The 15,615-nt window shown below is 67.3% G+C and carries 13 protein-coding genes and 1 pseudogene; 7 read left to right on the forward strand and 7 right to left on the reverse strand.

Annotated elements, in window-relative coordinates; all coding sequences use genetic code 11:
* Position 1: 1 nt before the first annotated feature.
* Positions 2–892, reverse strand: coding sequence for a LysR substrate-binding domain-containing protein (locus OXR00_RS14260; protein WP_267388940.1), 891 nt, complete (start codon positions 890–892; stop codon positions 2–4).
* A gap of 156 nt (positions 893–1,048) precedes the next feature.
* On the opposite strand from OXR00_RS14260, the gene OXR00_RS14265 reads away from it, so the two are divergent.
* From OXR00_RS14265 to OXR00_RS14280, 4 genes are all read left to right on the forward strand, one after another.
* Complete coding sequence (locus OXR00_RS14265) at positions 1,049–4,249, forward strand: efflux RND transporter permease subunit (protein ID WP_267388941.1); 3,201 nt, start codon at positions 1,049–1,051, stop codon at positions 4,247–4,249.
* Entirely contained in the window at positions 4,242–5,396 is a 1,155-nt protein-coding gene (locus OXR00_RS14270; RefSeq protein ID WP_242148168.1) for an efflux RND transporter periplasmic adaptor subunit, read from the forward strand. The genes OXR00_RS14265 and OXR00_RS14270 overlap by 8 nt, the downstream gene beginning before the upstream one ends.
* A complete protein-coding gene (locus OXR00_RS14275; protein WP_267388942.1) occupies positions 5,386–6,783 on the forward strand; it encodes an efflux transporter outer membrane subunit in 1,398 nt (465 codons plus the stop codon). Before OXR00_RS14270 ends, OXR00_RS14275 begins: the two co-directional genes overlap by 11 nt.
* A gap of 91 nt (positions 6,784–6,874) precedes the next feature.
* Positions 6,875–7,288, forward strand: a complete 414-nt coding sequence (locus OXR00_RS14280) for a PilZ domain-containing protein (protein WP_267388943.1) — start codon at positions 6,875–6,877, stop codon at positions 7,286–7,288.
* Between the two features lie 15 nt (positions 7,289–7,303).
* On the opposite strand, the gene OXR00_RS14285 is transcribed toward OXR00_RS14280, so the two are convergent.
* A complete protein-coding gene (locus OXR00_RS14285) occupies positions 7,304–8,212 on the reverse strand; it encodes a prephenate/arogenate dehydrogenase family protein (protein WP_267388944.1) in 909 nt (302 codons plus the stop codon).
* Between OXR00_RS14285 and OXR00_RS14290 the strand changes: the two genes are divergently transcribed.
* Both OXR00_RS14290 and OXR00_RS14295 read left to right on the forward strand, forming a co-directional pair.
* Positions 8,178–9,884 carry an NAD(P)/FAD-dependent oxidoreductase gene (locus OXR00_RS14290; protein ID WP_267388945.1) on the forward strand — a complete coding sequence of 569 codons (1,707 nt, stop codon included), beginning with the start codon at positions 8,178–8,180 and terminating at the stop codon, positions 9,882–9,884. The two genes, OXR00_RS14285 and OXR00_RS14290, sit on opposite strands and share 35 nt — an antisense overlap.
* An 8-nt stretch (positions 9,885–9,892) precedes the next feature.
* Entirely contained in the window at positions 9,893–10,330 is a 438-nt protein-coding gene (locus OXR00_RS14295) for a GNAT family N-acetyltransferase (RefSeq protein WP_267388946.1), read from the forward strand.
* A gap of 43 nt (positions 10,331–10,373) precedes the next feature.
* Here OXR00_RS14295 and OXR00_RS14300 read toward each other — a convergent pair.
* From OXR00_RS14300 to OXR00_RS14320, 5 genes and pseudogenes are all read right to left on the reverse strand, one after another.
* Positions 10,374–10,862 (reverse strand): annotated as a pseudogene (locus OXR00_RS14300) (GAF domain-containing protein); the annotation flags it as partial.
* A gap of 2 nt (positions 10,863–10,864) precedes the next feature.
* Positions 10,865–11,410 carry a single-stranded DNA-binding protein gene (ssb, locus tag OXR00_RS14305; protein ID WP_242148180.1) on the reverse strand — a complete coding sequence of 182 codons (546 nt, stop codon included), beginning with the start codon at positions 11,408–11,410 and terminating at the stop codon, positions 10,865–10,867.
* An 8-nt stretch (positions 11,411–11,418) separates the two neighbouring features.
* A complete protein-coding gene (locus tag OXR00_RS14310) occupies positions 11,419–13,284 on the reverse strand; it encodes a ferrous iron transporter B (RefSeq protein ID WP_267388947.1) in 1,866 nt (621 codons plus the stop codon).
* Positions 13,285–13,300: 16 nt separating this feature from the next.
* The gene (locus OXR00_RS14315; protein ID WP_242148184.1) at positions 13,301–13,573 is read right to left on the reverse strand and encodes a FeoA family protein; all 273 of its coding nucleotides are present in this window, start codon (positions 13,571–13,573) and stop codon (positions 13,301–13,303) included.
* Between the two features lie 81 nt (positions 13,574–13,654).
* On the reverse strand, positions 13,655–14,317 hold the full coding sequence (locus tag OXR00_RS14320) for a COQ9 family protein (protein ID WP_267388948.1): 663 nt from the start codon (positions 14,315–14,317) through the stop codon (positions 13,655–13,657).
* 172 nt (positions 14,318–14,489) lie between these two features.
* On the opposite strand from OXR00_RS14320, the gene OXR00_RS14325 reads away from it, so the two are divergent.
* On the forward strand, positions 14,490–15,578 hold the full coding sequence (locus OXR00_RS14325) for an alkene reductase (RefSeq protein ID WP_267388949.1): 1,089 nt from the start codon (positions 14,490–14,492) through the stop codon (positions 15,576–15,578).
* The last annotated feature ends 37 nt before the right edge of the window (positions 15,579–15,615 follow it).

Here is a 15,615-nt window from a genome sequence, read left to right on the forward strand (position 1 = left end):
CTCACCGCGCTTCGGGCGCGCCGAGCATCCCCAGAAAGTTGCGACAGGGCAACGTCGGCTCGCGGTGGCGGACCAGCCACAGCATGATCGTGGCGATATCGTCCTCTACCCGGCGGTAGGTCAGCATCGCCGATTGCAGCGTGCACAGCGATTCGACCACTACCATCACCCCAATTCCCGCCGCCGCCAGCCCGAACAGGGTCGTCACGTCGGTGACGACCTGCGCGACCCGCGGTTCGATGCCGCTCTCGCGCAGCAGCGCCAGCAGGTGGCCGGTGAACGGGCTGCGATCCTGTGAGTACAGCACCAGTGGCTCATCGGCGAGATCGGCGAGACGTATGCTGTCCTGCGCGGCGAGACGGTGGCCGGGCGGACAGGCGACGAACAACCGCTCGCTGAGGTATGGCTCGGCAGTCAGCGTGTCGGGCAGATCGGGCATGGCGCGGCTGCGGTGAAAGGCGATGTCGAGCAGATGATCCTCGAGCTGCCGGAGATGGTCGGTCCCGGCAATCTCGCGCAGCATCAGCGACACCGCCGGATAGCGGTCGCGGAAATCGGCGATCGCGTGCGCGATTTCCGTCACGAAAGGTGCCGACGCGCTGAACCCGATCGCCAGCCCGCCGAGTTCACCACGCGCGGCGCGGCGCGCGACCGAGATCGCGTTGTCCGCCTCCCGCAGCGTTGCGCGGGCGGCGTCGAGGAACAGCCGCCCCGCCGGCGTCAGCGCGACGCGGCGGCTGGTGCGTTCGAGCAGGCGCACCTGCAACTCCTCCTCCAGCACACGAATCTGCTGGCTAAGCGGTGGTTGCGAGATGCCGAGATGCGCGGCGGCACGCGCGAAGTGCAGATCCTCGGCGACCTGAACGAAATAGCGCAGATGGCGAAGTTCCATGATCGATAGCCGTATCATATCAATCATGCCGCAAACAATATTGGACACGCGTGTTTGGCAGGCGCACTTCGCCGCATCGCAACATACGAATGGCGATCCCGACATGACACGCCTTGTGGCTCACGCGCCGCACCACAGCAGCATCGGACCCACACGATGATCGGTATCGTCCGGATGGCGCTGACGCGCCCGCTGACCTTCATCGTAATGGCGATCCTGATCGCGATCATCGGCGTGCTGGCCGCAATCCGCACGCCGGTCGACATCTTCCCCGACATTCGCGTGCCGGTCATCGCCACCGCATGGCAGTATAGCGGCCTGCCGCCCGACCAGATGAGCGGACGCATCATCACGCCGTTCGAGCGCGTGCTGACCACCACCGTCAACGATATCGACCATATCGAAAGCCAGTCGCTGCCCGGCATCGGCGTGGTGAAGATCTATTTCCAGCCAGGCGCCGACATCCGCACCGCGACCGCGCAGGTGACGTCGGTCAGCCAGACCGTGCTGAAGCAGTTGCCGCCGGGCGTGACGCCGCCGCTGATCCTCAACTATAACGCTTCGACCGTGCCGATCCTCCAGCTTGCGCTGTCGGGCAAGGGGCTGAGCGAAGGCCGCATGTTCGATCTTGCGCAGAATCAGGTTCGCCCCGGTCTGGTGACGGTGCCGGGCGCCGCCGTCCCCTACCCCTCCGGCGGACGCACGCGCCAGATCCAGATCGATCTCGATCCCGCCGCGCTGCAATCCAAGGGTCTGTCGGGGCAGGATGTCGGCAATGCGATCGCCGCGCAGAACCAGATCAACCCGGCCGGCTTCGCCAAGATCGGCGGCTTCCAGTACAGCGTGCAGCTCAACAATGCGCCGAGCACGATCGAGGAACTGAACGCGCTGCCGATCAAGGTCGTCAATGGCGCGACGATCTACATGCGCGACGTGGCGCACGTCCGCGACGGCTCGGCCCCGCAGACCAACGTCGTGCATGTCGACGGTTCGCGCTCGGTGCTCATCACCATCCTCAAGAACGGCGCGACCTCCACGCTCGCGATCGTGCAGGGCATCAAGGACGCGCTGCCCAAGATCCAGGCGACGCTGCCGCCGACGCTGAAGGTCGTGCCGATCGGCGACCAGTCGCTGTTCGTGAAGGCGGCGGTGGAGGGCGTGATCAAGGAAGGCGCGATCGCGGCCGCGCTCACCTCGGTGATGATCCTGCTGTTCCTGGGGAGCTGGCGCTCGACCCTCATCATCGCGATCTCGATTCCGCTGTCGATCCTCGCCGCGATCATAGCGTTGTCGGTGACGGGCAATACGCTCAACACGATGACACTGGGCGGACTATCCCTCGCGGTCGGCATCCTTGTCGACGACGCGACGGTGACGATCGAGAACATCAACTGGCACCTCGAACAGGGCAAGCCGGTGATCCAGTCGATCCTCGACGGCGCGGCGCAGATCGTCGGGCCGGCATTCGTGTCGTTGCTGTGCATCTGTATCGTGTTCGTGCCGATGTTCTTCCTGCCCGGTGTATCCGGCTTCCTGTTCGTGCCGCTGGCGCTGGCGGTGGTGTTCGCGATGATCGCATCGTTCATCCTGTCGCGCACTTTGGTGCCGACGATGGCGATGTATCTGCTCAAGCCCCACGGAGGCCACGACGATGCCGCGCTGCACGAGGCACCCCCCTCGCGCAACCCGCTGGTGCGGTTCCAGCGCGGGTTCGAGCGGCAGTTCGAGCGGTTTCGCAGCGGCTATCTCGGTCTGCTCGAACGCGCGCTCGCCGCGCGCAAGATGTTCGTGATCGGCTTCCTCGTTTGCGTCGCCGCATCGTTTTTGCTCGCGCCGTTCCTGGGCGAGAATTTCTTCCCGTCGGTCGATGCCGGACAGATGGCGATGCACGTGCGTGCACCGGTCGGTTCGCGGATCGAGGATACCTCCGCCGAGTTCGACCGCATCCAGCGCAAGATCCGCGAGGTCATCCCGGCGGACGAACTGGTTTCGGTGGTCGACAACATCGGCCTGCCGGTCAGCTCGATCAACACGACCTACAACAACTCCGGCACGATCGGCCCGCAGGACGGCGATATCCTCATCCAGCTTGCCAAGGATCACAAGCCGACCGCCGGATATGTGCAGAAGCTGCGCGAGGAACTCCCTAAGGCGTTCACCGGCACCACCTTCTCGTTCCTGCCCGCCGATATCACCAGCCAGATTCTCAACTTCGGCGCGCCCGCGCCGATCGATATCCAGGTGACCGGCAAGAAAGATGCGGAGAACCAGGCGCTCGCCAAGGAAATCCTGCGCCGCATCGCCAGGATCCCCGGCGTGGCCGATGCGCGCATCCAGCAGTCGGCGCGCTATCCGCAGTTGAACGTCGATATCGATCGCACCCGCGCCAGCCAGTACGGCCTCAACGAGCGTGACGTTACGACCAGCCTCGCCTCTTCGCTGGCCGGCACATCGCAGACCGCGCCGACCTACTTCCTCGATCCCAAGACCGGCGTATCTTATCCGGTCGTCGCGCAGACGCCGGAATATCAGATCGGTTCGCTGAGCGACCTAGCCAACGTACCTGTCACGGCGGCGAACGGCGGCAAATCGCAGATCATCGGCGGTATCGGTACGATCACGCGCGGCAACGGTGCGGCGGTGGTGACGCACTACAACATCGCGCCGGTGACGGACGTATATGCCACCACCAACGGCCGCGATCTCGGTGCCGTCGCGGGCGATATAAAGCAGGTGATCGCATCGCTGAAAGATCAGACGCCGAAGGGCGTGACGGTCACGCTGCGCGGGCAATATGCGACGATGCAGACCGCGTTTTCCGGGCTGGGCTTCGGCCTCGTCGCGGCGATCGTGCTGATCTACCTGCTGATCGTGGTGAACTTCCAGAGCTGGCTCGACCCGTTCGTCATCATCACCGCGCTGCCCGGCGCGCTCGCCGGCATCATCTGGATGCTGTTCATCACCGGCACCACGTTGTCGGTGCCGGCGCTTACCGGTGCGATCATGTGCATGGGCGTGGCGACCGCCAACGCGATCCTGGTCGTCAGCTTCGCGCGCGAACGGCTCGAGGTGCTGGGCGACGCCACCGCCGCCGCGTTGGAGGCGGGGCAGGTCCGCTTCCGCCCGGTGCTGATGACCGCGCTCGCCATGATCATCGGCATGTTGCCGATGGCGATGGGCTTCGGCGAGGGCGGCGAGCAGAACGCGCCGCTCGGGCGCGCGGTGATCGGCGGCCTTACCGTGGCGACCTTCGCGACGTTGATGTTCGTCCCCGTCATCTTCAGCCTGGTGCACCGCCGCCACGCCAAACCCGTCCCCGGCGCGACGCCGGACCATCTGGAGCTTCAACATGCCTGAGGGCAACGGCCGCACTTTGAAGACTGTCGGCGTGGTCGGCGTGATCGCCGCGGTGGCGATCGTCGGCGTCGGCGTCGCGACGCGCTCGCATTCGGAAAGCAACTTGGCGACATGGACCGCGACGCAGGCGGTACCGACCGTCACCGTGATCCACCCCGCGCAGAGCAAGGCGGCGAGCGCGCTGGTGCTGCCCGCGCAACTGGCCGCACTGCAGGCCGCGCCGATCTACGCGCGCACCAGCGGTTATGTGCGCAAGTGGCTGGTCGATATCGGTGACAATGTTCGCGCCGGCCAGACGCTCGCCGTGCTGGACGCGCCCGAGGTTGATCAGCAGCTCGCCGCCGCGCGCGCCGATTACCAGACCGCGCGCGCCAACCAGCAGCTCGCCGCCAGCACCGCGACGCGCTGGAAGACGATGCTCGCCAAAGATGCGGTGTCGAAGCAGGAAACCGACGAGAAGGTCGGCGATCTCGCCGCCAAGACCGCGCTGACCAACGCCGCGAGCGCCAACGTCAACCGGCTGCAATATACCGCCGGTTTCACGCGGCTGGTCGCGCCGTTCTCGGGCGTGGTGACGACGCGCTCAACCAACGTCGGTTCGTTGGTAACGGCCGGCACGGCCGCCTCCACGCCGCTGTTCACCGTCGCCGACATCAGCCGCATCCGCGCCTATGTGAAGGTGCCGCAGGCCTATTCCGCGCAGGTGCATAAAGGCATGGAGGTGAAGCTCACCCTGCCCGAATATCCCGGCCGCACCTTCACCGCGCAGATGACGCGGTCGGCCGACGCGGTCGACACCGGCTCCGGCACGGTGCTGGTCGAACTGCAGGCGGCCAATGGCGATCGCGCGTTGAAGCCCGGAGCCTATGCGCAGGCGAGCTTCCCGGTTACGGGCGGTGGCAGCGCGGTGGAACTGCCGGCGAGCGCGATGATCATCGGCCAGAACGGCACGCAGGTCGCGGTGGTCGGCGCGGACGGGCGCGCGCGGTTGAAGACGGTGACGATCGGGCAGGATCTCGGCGATCGGGTGCAGATCAGCGCCGGGCTCGCGCCGACCGACCGCGTGATCGACAGCCCACCCGATTCGCTCCAGACCGGTGACAAGGTGCAGATTGCGCGGGCCGGGGGTGCCGCCGGTGGCAAGTAAGCGCTGGTTGCCGTCGCTGACCGCCGTACTGCTCGGCGGATGTTCGCTCGCGCCCGATTACCAGCGCCCGGCGGTGGCGGTGGCCCCCGCCTTCAAGGAGGCGGCACCGTGGCAACAGGCCGCTGTGACGCCGCCGCCGGCAGGCAAATGGTGGCAGGCATTCGGCGACGCATCGCTCGACATGCTTGAGGACCGGATCGAGGCAGGCAATTTCGATCTGGCCGCCGCCGTCGCGCGCTACGATCAGGCACGCGCGCTAGTGCGTCAGGCACGCGCCGACCTGTTCCCGCAGATCGACGCGAGCGCGAGCGTCGATCGCAACCGGCTGTCCGCCAATCGGCCAATCGCGCGGGGGCTGGCATCGACGCAGACCGACAAGATCATCGGTGGATCGCTCGCCTACGAACTCGATCTGTTCGGGCGGGTGCGCAACAATATCGCTGCAGGACGTGCCAACGCGCGTGCGTCGGCGTTCGACGTGGCGGGTGTGCGACTGGGGCTGCAAAGCCAGTTGGCGGCGACCTATTTCGATCTGCGTGGCCTCGACGCACGGATCATCCTGCTCAACCAGACGGTCGCCTCCTACCAGCGCGCGTTCGACCTGACCGACACGCGGCACAGCGGCGGCATCGCCTCGGGCATCGACGTGAGCCGGGCGCAGGCACAGCTTTCCAGCGCCAAGTCGGAATTGTCCTCCGTCGAGATCGACCGGGCGAAGGACGAACATGCCATCGCCGTGCTCATCGGCGAAACGCCCTCGACCTTCTCCATCCCTGTCGCGGACGATCAAACGCGACCGCCGGCGATCGCGGCGGGCCTGCCCTCCACACTGCTCGAACGGCGGCCCGATATCGCCGCCGCCGAACGCCGCGTCGCAGCCGCCAACGCGCAGATCGGCGTCGCGCGCGCGGCGTTCTTCCCCAACGTGACGCTGGGCGCGCAGGGCGGCTTCGAATCCGTCGGGGGCGACTGGCTGGGCGCGGCGAGCAGCTTCTGGGCGCTCGGGCCGCTGCAGGCCGCGCTGACCGTGTTCGACGGCGGACGGCGTGCCGGGCAGGTGCGGCAGGCGCGTGCGCAGTTCGCGGAAGCCGCCGCCAATTACCGCCAGACCGTGCTGACCGCTTTCCGCGAGGTCGAGGACGATCTTGCCACCCAGCGTCTGCTCGTCGCGGGCGAGGCCAATCAGGCGCAGGCCGCCAAAGCGGCCGAGCGGACGCGCGATCTCGCGCTGATCCGGTACCGCGATGGCGCATCCGATTATCTCGAAGTGGTGACGGCACAGACCGCCGCACTCGATGCCGAGCGCGCGTTGCTGCAACTGCGCACCCAACAATTGCAGGCGGCGAGCGATACGTTTCGGGCGCTGGGTGGCGGCGCAGAGCAATAAGCCGTGCTGCGACCCGCTGATATACGCGCAAATCGGCGCGGCGCGATGATGCGGCGTTGCGCGGGTGCGTGGAATTTCCCACATAGCAGCGATGACAGACACTCCTGACCCCGACGACGTCAGCACGGCGCCTACGCCACGCAAGACGCGCGCGAGCGTGATGTTGACTGCGTCCATCGAACGCTTCGGGGGCAGTGAACCCTCACGCCACCGGGTGCGCGACCTTTCGACGGACGGACTCCGGATCGACCAGGCGATCGGACTTCAGGTCGGCGCGACGGTGCTGATTTCTATAGGGGCACTCCAGGCGATCGGCGCCAACGTGGTGTGGGTCGACAAGGGATCGGCAGGTTTGCGCTTCATCGAGCCGATCAACCCGGACGACGCTCGTGCCAAGGCGGTCATCACGCCGCGCCCGCAAGCCGACGCACCGCGCGACGTGCGAACCTCGGGGCCGACCGCCGGCTGGATGCCGGATCTGCCTAACCCGTATCGCAAACTCTGATTGGCGTTCTCGGCGCTATTCGCGCGTGCGGCCGAAGTCAGGCGCGGGATCGTCCTGCCCCGAATCGATGATCGAGCGACGCACCGCGCGCGTGCGGGTGAACAGATCGAACAGTTCGTCGCCCTTGCCCCAGCGGATCGCGCGTTGCAGCGCGCTTAGATCCTCCGAGAAACGCTGCAGCATATCCAGCACGGCCTCGCGATTGGACAGGAACACGTCGCGCCACATGGTCGGATCGGACGCGGCGATGCGGGTGAAGTCGCGGAAGCCGCCCGCGGAATATTTGATGACCTCCGACTGTGTGACCTCCTCCATGTCCGAGGCGGTGCCGACGATCGTATAGGCGATCAGGTGCGGCAGGTGGCTGGTGATCGCCAGCACCCGGTCGTGATGATCGGGCGCCATCGTCTCGACCTCTGCACCCAACCGCCGCCAGAATTCGCACACCCGCTCTACCGCGAACGGGGCTGCGCCCTCCGGCGGCGTGACGATGCACCAGCGATGTTTGAACAGGGTGGCGAAGCCCGCTTCCGGTCCGCTGTTCTCGGTCCCGGCTACCGGATGCGCGGGGATGACGGTCGCGCCCGGCAGCGCCTCGGCGAGCGCGCGCACCACCTCCGCCTTGCACGAGCCGACATCGCTGACAATCGCGTCGGCGGGCAGATCCTCCGCGAACGCCGCCGCCGCCCGCCCCATCGCACCGACCGGTACGCACAGGATGACGAGATCGGCGTCGATCACGCTTGCGCCCGGCGTGTCGGTGACATCGTCGAACAGGCCGAGCCGGTCGGCGGTGGCGCGCACGCCTGCATCGGCATCGTAGCCGGTCAGCCGCACGCTCGGCATCGTGGCGCGCACCGCGCGGGCGATGGAAGAGCCGATCAAGCCTATGCCGATCACGGTGACGCGGGAAAAAGGCAGCATGGGCGATCGCATGACGGATGCGGGCGGGTATGGCAAGTTGGGCAAGGCCAAGCTGGCACTCTGCCGCGCGGCTGCTATCAAAGCGCGGGACGAAGGGGCGACGATGCGCGGTAGCGGGTTTGTATGGGAGGCGCTGGCAGCGGCCAGACGGCTGAACCTGAAGGATATGGGGGTTGCGGCGCCGGCGCCGGGTGCGCCCGGCGCGACGCGGCGCGCGGTGCTGGCCGCGCTCGGCGCCGGCGGTATCGCGGCGGCGCTGCCACGCCCGGCGCATGCCGCGCCGATCGCGCCCGGCCCGGTGGCGATCATCGGCGGCGGCATGGCGGGTTTGAGCGCGCTGTGGCACCTGACGCAGGCCGGCATCGACGCTCGGCTGTACGAGGCGCGACTGCGGTTGGGCGGGCGGATGTGGACCTCCAAGGTCGCTGGCCAGCCGGCGATCGAAATGGGCGGGCAATTCGTCAACACCGATCATGCCGACATGCACGCGCTGTGTCGCGAGTTCGGCCTTGCGCTGATCGACCGCAAGGGCTTCGCGCACCGCACCATGGTCGTGCAGAACGGCAAGGAGATCGCCGAGGGCAAGCTCGCCGCAGGCCTGCGCGGGATCGCGGGGCAGATCGATGCGGATGCGGTGCGGCTCGACCAGAATTACGCCACGGTCTCGCTCGATCTCGACCGGTTGAGCTTCACCGACTATCTCGACAAATATGCGCGGCTGATGCCTGATCCGTGGGTGCGGCAGTTGATGGAAGCGACCGCCCGCACTGAATATGGCTGCGAGCCTGGCCAGGCCTCCGCGATCGAGCTGATCTTCAACCTGCCGGCAATCGAGGGGCGGCGCATCGACGTGCTCAGCCGCAGCGACGAACGCTTCCTCATCAGCGGCGGCAGCAGCGCGCTGGTCGCGGCGATGGCGCAACGGCTCGGCGGGCGGATCTCGACCGGCAAGCTTGTGAAGCGGGTCGACGCGCTTGGCTCGGGCGTGCGGCTGGTGTTCGCGGACGGCAAGACCGCCGACGCCTCCGCCGTGATCGTCGCGACGCCGGCGGGCATCACCCGCAACATCGCCTTCACCCTGCCGCTGCCGCCGCTGTGGCAGCGCTTCATCGCCGAAGTGGGCTTGGGCAAGAACGAGAAAGTGCAGGCGGCGACACCGACCCGGCCTTGGGAAAAGCCGATCGGCCGTGGTGGCGAGGTTTGGGACGTGAGCGCGAAATCCGGCGTCTCGCAGGGCTGGGACGCGGGGGTACGCCCCGCGACCGGGCCGGGCGGCGTATGGAACTGGTATCTTGGCGGCGATCAGGTGATGGCGGCGGCGACGGGCGACGCGCGCGCGCAGGCCAAACGCTTTGCCGCGCAGGTCGAGAGCGGACTGCCCGGGATGGTCGCGGCAAGCGGCGCGGCGCGACGTAGCGCATGGCACCGCGACCCGATGACGATGGGCGGCTATGTCAACTTCCGCCCCGGCCAGCTCACCCGTTTCGGCCGGCTGATCTGGACCGAGACGGACGGCATCGCCAGCCGCCCGGTGCCGTCCGGGCCGGTACACTTCGCCGGCGAGCATCTCTCCGACGCCTATCCCGGCTATATGAACGGCGGCGCGCAGACCGGACGGCTGGCCGCGGAGGCGATCATCGCCGCACGCGCGCCGGCGCGGCGGTTCGGCTAGACACGGCTATGGTCGAGATCATCCTGTCCGACGACACAGAGCGCTTGCAGGTCGCGCGCATTCATGGCTGGCTTGCGTCGAGCTACTGGTCGCCCGGCATCGCGCGCGAGAAGGTCGAGCGGGCGATTCACGGCTCGCACTGCCTCGGCGCGTACCGCGCGGGCGAACAGGTCGGCTTCGCGCGGATGATTACCGATCATGCGACGTTCGCGTGGCTTGCCGATGTCTGGGTCGACGAGGGCGCACGCGGGCAAGGCCTCGGGCGCGCGATGGTGCAGTGGTTCCTCGACCATCCTGACTTTGCCGAACTGCGGCGCATCGCGCTCGTCACGATGGACGCGCACGGCGTCTACGCGGCACTCGGCTTCCACCCGCCGGTGCGCCCCGACCGGTTCATGGAGCGGCTTGCGCCCGGCATCGCGGATATGTTGCGCGCGCAGCCGTAATCGTCGCTCAGCGGCGTCCCGCTTCGATCGCGCGAAAGCGCGACATCACGTCCGCCGCCAGAACGAGCAGACCCTGATGCTGAAGCGGCGTGAGCCCCTCACGCGGTTTGGTGTCGATCACACACAGCGCACCGAGCGGTACGCCCGCGTCGCTGATAAGCGGCGCGCCTGCGTAGAAGCGGATGTACGGCTCCCCGGTGACCAACGCGGTATCGGCGAAGCGGGGGTCGTTCAGCGCGTCGGGCACGACCATCACGTCGTCGCCGAGCATCGCGAACTGGCAGAACGACATATCGCGCGGGGTGGCGATCAGTTCGGTGCCGGTGCGCGAGACAAAGCACTGGATATGCTCCTCGACCAAACTCACCAGCGCGACCGGCGTGTCGCACAGGGCGCCTGCAAAATCGGTGATACGCCTGAGCGCGGCGCTGCCGGCCAGGGTGGTCAGATCATAGGCGGCAAGCGCTTCGGCACGGACCGTTTCGTCAAGCCGCCAGCCGCGTCCTGCGGCCGGCCTGCGTTTGTCGACCATCCTTAGAACGGAACGTCGTCGTCGAGATCGTCTGCGAAGCCACCGCCGCGGTTTCCGCCGGCCGGCTGGCTGGAGCGGCCACCGCCACCGCCGCCATAGCCACCGCGCGAACCACCGCCGCCGCCGCCGCCGAAGTCCTCGTTACCGCCGAAATCGTCGCGAACGGCATTGCCGCCACCACCACCTGCACCGCCGCCGGGGCCGTCGAGCATGGTCAGCACCGCATTGAAGCCCTGCAACACGATTTCGGTCGAATACTTATCCTGGCCCTGCGCGTCCTGCCACTTCCGCGTCTGAAGCTGGCCCTCGATATAGACCTTGCTGCCCTTGCGCAGGAACCGCTCGGCGACGTTGGCGAGCCCTTCGCTGAAGATCGCGACCGAATGCCACTCGGTCTTTTCCTTGCGCTCGCCCGAATTGCGATCCTTCCACGATTCGGAGGTGGCAATGCGCAGGTTGACCACCTTGCCGCCGTTCTGGAACGAGCGGCTCTCCGGGTCGCGCCCAAGATTGCCGACCAGAATCACTTTATTGACGCTACCCGCCATCGATTATCCTAAAGCCCGAAAAATTTTGCGACCCAGTAGGTCGCGCCGGCGGCACCGTAGGCGAGCACGAACAAATATCCAACCATGAACGCCGGCCATTTCCACCCGTTTGTCTCACGACGGGTAACCGCGATGGTAGAGATACATTGCGGCGCGAACACGAACCACATCAGGAAGGCGAGCGCGGTCGGCAGGCTCCAGCGCGCGTGCAGGGTGGTTGCGATCTGCGCCTCCCCGCCATCATTGCCCGATTCATCAATGGCATAGACCGTGCCGAGTGCCGCCACCGCCACTTCGCGCGCCGCCATCGCCGGGATCAGTGCGAGTACGATGTCGCGGTTGAAGCCGATCGGGCGGAACGCCGGCTCGATGCCGTTGGCGATCCGGCCGGCGACCGAATAGTTGACCGGCGAGACGTGCGCGCCTTCGGGGGGCTTGGGGAAGCTCAGCAGCGCCCACAGCACGATGGTGGTGAAGGCGATGGTCGTGCCCGCGCGCTTGAGGAAGATCGCCGCGCGGCTCCACAGCCCGATCGCGAGGTGGTTGAGCCGGGGCAGCTGATATTTCGGCATTTCCATCATGAAGCCCGACGATGCGCCCTGCGTCACCGTCTTGCGCAGCACGACGGCGACGACGAACGCGCCGACCACACCCATGATGTAGAGGCCAAGCATCACCAGCCCCTGCAAGCCGACGCCGGGCAGCACGCGCACATTGGGGATCAGCGCGCCGATGATGAGCGTGTAGACCGGCAGCCGCGCCGAACACGTCATCAGCGGCGCGATCAGGATGGTGGTGAGCCGGTCCTTCTCGTCATCGATCGTGCGGGTCGACATGATGCCGGGCACCGCACAGGCGAACGACGACAGCAGCGGGATGAACGCGCGGCCTGACAGGCCGGCATGCGCCATCAGCCGGTCCATCAGGAACGCGGCGCGCACCATGTAGCCGCTCGCCTCCAGCACCAGGATGAACAGGAACATGACGAGGATCTGCGGTAGGAACTTGATGACCGCGCCGACCCCGGCGATCACGCCATCGGTCAGGAGCGAGCGGAGAACCGAATCGGGCATCACTTGCTTGACGAGACCGGACAGCGCATCGAACCCGGCAGCGATGGCGTCGGCGGGGGCAGCGCCCGCCCAGAACACCGTCTGGAACATCACGAACAGGATCGCGAGCAGCATCACCACGCCCGACACCGGATGCAGCGCGACCGCGTCAAGCGCATTGCCCCAGCGCCGCACCGGCGCTTCCGACACGGTCGCGAGCGCGGCGATCTTGCGCGCACGCCGTTGCAGCGTCGCGATGTCGTCCGCGATGCTGCCGTCGCTTGCCCGCAGCCGCGTCGCCGCGCCGCCGATAAGGATGCCGTCGAGCCGGTCGCGCAGGTCGTCGAGGCCGCGCCGCCGCACCGCCACCGTCGGCACCACCGGCACGCCGAGTTCGCGCGACAGCAAGTCCGGATCGAGCTTCAGCCCGTCCCGTTCGGCGAGATCGACCATGTTCAGCGCGACCACCACCGGCAGGCCGAGCGCGATCAGTTGCAGCGTGAAGCGCAGATGGTTGTCGAGGTTGGACGCATCGACCACCACCATCAGCGCATCGGGCAGCCGCTCGCCGGCCTGCGTACCGGTCAGGAAATCGCGCGTAACGCGCTCGTCGGGGCTGGAGGGTTCGAGGCTGTACGCGCCGGGCAGGTCGACCAGTTCGACCGGGCGGCCATCGGGGAGTACCAGCCGACCCGAATGGCGTTCTACGGTGACGCCGGGGTAGTTGCCGACCTTCTGACGCGCACCGGTGAGCGCGTTGAACAGGGCGCTCTTGCCGGCGTTGGGATTGCCGACCAGCGCCACCAGCGGCGCGGCGTTCATGTCAGGCGATCACCCGTCAGGCAGCTTGCGCGGAAACACGGATCGCGTCGGCGACGGTGCGGCGTAGCGCGACGGTCATGCGGCCGATCCGGCAGGCGATCGGCCCCTTGCCGATCATCGAGCGGTGCAACACCTCGACGCCGACACCTTCATCGAAGCCGAGTTCGCGCAGCCGCCGCGCTTCCGGCACGCTCAGCCGCGTCCAGTCGATCGCGGCGACGGTCGCGGGCTGACGGTTGGGCAGGGATTCAAGGCTGACACCGGAGTCGATACGCGAGAACATGTTCATGATGCGACTGATTATCATTAACTCACGGCGAGTACCAGCGTAATCGTACCGTTCACCTCGCCTGCGGGGCGGTCGGTCGGCTCACACCACCGGATAACGCAGCCGCCCGATGAAGCGCGACAGGCTCGGCCGATACGCGGCGCGCGCGAGCAGCCCGGCCTTGGTCTTCTCGAAGCGGAGGATGCCGTCGATCCGCCGCGCCAGGAACCCGCGCGTGTCCGCCCAGTCCTCACTGTCATCGTCGAGGAACACCGTTACCGTCGCCGCATAGACGCCCCCAAGGATCGTGCGCTTGGTGTAGTGATTGTAGTCGGTCGCGGTATCGCCGGCTGCACGCCAAATCGTATCCGCCGCCGCCCAGCCGAGCTTCGCAGCCGTCGCGACGTTCTGCGGCAGCGCGAGAACGGCCAGCGCGCGGCGCAGCGCCTCCCGGTCCGGCGCGACGATCGCCAGACGCGCCTCGACCAGCGCGGTGATCCGCTCGCGGATCTTCATGGTGGCGAGATCGGCGGCGGGCAGACGCGCCAGCATCGCCGCGTCGATGCTGCGGAACCACGCCGCGATCATGTCGACCTGCCCGCGCGGATAGGCCAGCAGCGCGACGTCACGGTCGACGCCGGCACCCGCCGCAGCCGTATCGCGCGCTTCGTCGCCCCAACCGTCGAACGCGGCGTTGGCGGCGATGGCGGGCGCGAGCTGGATCGCGATTTCGTCGAGCGTGGCGTCGGGGGCGATGGTCTGCATGGGTGAAGTCTCCGCGCCCTGTGTGGTGCCTGCGCGCCGCCGATGCAACCGGAGCAACGTCGACCCACAGCTTTGTTTGCAGTGCAGCAGAATTTCTTGAACCCGCAGGGGGTGCCGCGCGTATCCCCCGTTCCTACATTCAGACCGACAGGTACATAAAGGATTTCGCCATATGGCTTCATTGTTCGACCCGATCGCCCTTGGCGACATCCAGGCCCCCAACCGCGTGCTGATGGCGCCGTTGACGCGTGGGCGCGCCACACAGGACCATGTGCCGACCGACCTGATGATCGAATATTACCGCCAGCGTGCCAGCGCCGGGCTCATCATCAGCGAAGCGACCGGAATCTCGCAACAGGGGCTCGGGTGGCCCTACGCGCCCGGGCTATGGAACGACGCGCAGGTCGCGGCGTGGAAGCCGGTGACGGATGCCGTACACGCGGCCGGCGGACGGATCGTCGCGCAGCTCTGGCATATGGGTCGGCAGGTGCATTCCTCGGTAATCGGCGAACAGCCGGTGTCGTCCTCCGCCACCGCAACCGCGGGCGAGGCACACACCTATGACGGCAAGCAGGCGTTCGAGACGGCGCGCCCGCTCACGCTGGACGAGATCCCCGGCCTGCTCGACGATTACGAGATCGCGACGCGTAACGCGCTCGCCGCCGGGTTCGACGGGGTGCAGATCCACGCCGCCAATGGCTATCTGATCGACCAGTTCCTGCGCGACAACGCGAATTTCCGCGACGATCGCTATGGCGGCTCGATCGAGAACCGCACGCGGCTGCTGCGCGAGGTCACCGAGCGGGTAATTTCGGTGGCGGGTGCCGGGCGCACCTCGGTACGGCTGTCGCCCAATGGCGATTCGCAGGGCGTGAACGATAGCAACCCGGAGCCGCTGTTCACCCATGCTGCCAAGCTGCTGTCCGATCTCGGCATCGGCTTCCTCGAACTGCGCGAGCCGGGGCCGGACGGAACGTTCGGCAAGACCGATGTACCGAAGCTGTCGCCCGCGATCCGCAAGGTGTTCGGCGGCGTGCTGGTGGTCAATTCCGATTACGATACGGCCGAAGCCGCACAGGCGGTGATCGATTCAGGCTTAGCGGACGCGGTGGCGTTCGGGCGCACCTTCCTCGCCAACCCGGACCTGCCGGAGCGGCTTAAGATCGGCGCACCACTCAACGTGTCGGACGCGCCGACCTGGTACAGCCGTGGCCCGAAGGGCTATGTCGATTATCCGGCGCTGGAAACGGCGGACGCCTGACGCTTTGCCCCGTTCGCCGCTATCGGCGAACGGGGCG

The organism is Sphingomonas sp. GC_Shp_3, from assembly GCF_026540945.1.
Classification (GTDB): Bacteria; Pseudomonadota; Alphaproteobacteria; order Sphingomonadales; family Sphingomonadaceae; genus Sphingomonas.

Excerpts from the sequence above, each read along its gene's own strand:
- ssb (WP_242148180.1), bottom strand. The coding sequence starts at position 11,410 with ATGGCGGGTAGCGTCAATAAAGTGATTCTGGTCGGCAATCTTGGGCGC.
- OXR00_RS14260 (WP_267388940.1), bottom strand. The coding sequence starts at position 892 with ATGGAACTTCGCCATCTGCGCTATTTCGTTCAGGTCGCCGAGGATCTG.
- OXR00_RS14320 (WP_267388948.1), bottom strand. The coding sequence starts at position 14,317 with ATGCAGACCATCGCCCCCGACGCCACGCTCGACGAAATCGCGATCCAG.
- OXR00_RS14285 (WP_267388944.1), bottom strand. The coding sequence starts at position 8,212 with ATGCTGCCTTTTTCCCGCGTCACCGTGATCGGCATAGGCTTGATCGGC.
- OXR00_RS14315 (WP_242148184.1), bottom strand. The coding sequence starts at position 13,573 with ATGAACATGTTCTCGCGTATCGACTCCGGTGTCAGCCTTGAATCCCTG.
- OXR00_RS14290 (WP_267388945.1), top strand. The coding sequence starts at position 8,178 with ATGCCGATCACGGTGACGCGGGAAAAAGGCAGCATGGGCGATCGCATG.
- OXR00_RS14270 (WP_242148168.1), top strand. The coding sequence starts at position 4,242 with ATGCCTGAGGGCAACGGCCGCACTTTGAAGACTGTCGGCGTGGTCGGC.
- OXR00_RS14295 (WP_267388946.1), top strand. The coding sequence starts at position 9,893 with ATGGTCGAGATCATCCTGTCCGACGACACAGAGCGCTTGCAGGTCGCG.
- OXR00_RS14325 (WP_267388949.1), top strand. The coding sequence starts at position 14,490 with ATGGCTTCATTGTTCGACCCGATCGCCCTTGGCGACATCCAGGCCCCC.
- OXR00_RS14265 (WP_267388941.1), top strand. The coding sequence starts at position 1,049 with ATGATCGGTATCGTCCGGATGGCGCTGACGCGCCCGCTGACCTTCATC.
- OXR00_RS14310 (WP_267388947.1), bottom strand. The coding sequence starts at position 13,284 with ATGAACGCCGCGCCGCTGGTGGCGCTGGTCGGCAATCCCAACGCCGGC.
- OXR00_RS14280 (WP_267388943.1), top strand. The coding sequence starts at position 6,875 with ATGACAGACACTCCTGACCCCGACGACGTCAGCACGGCGCCTACGCCA.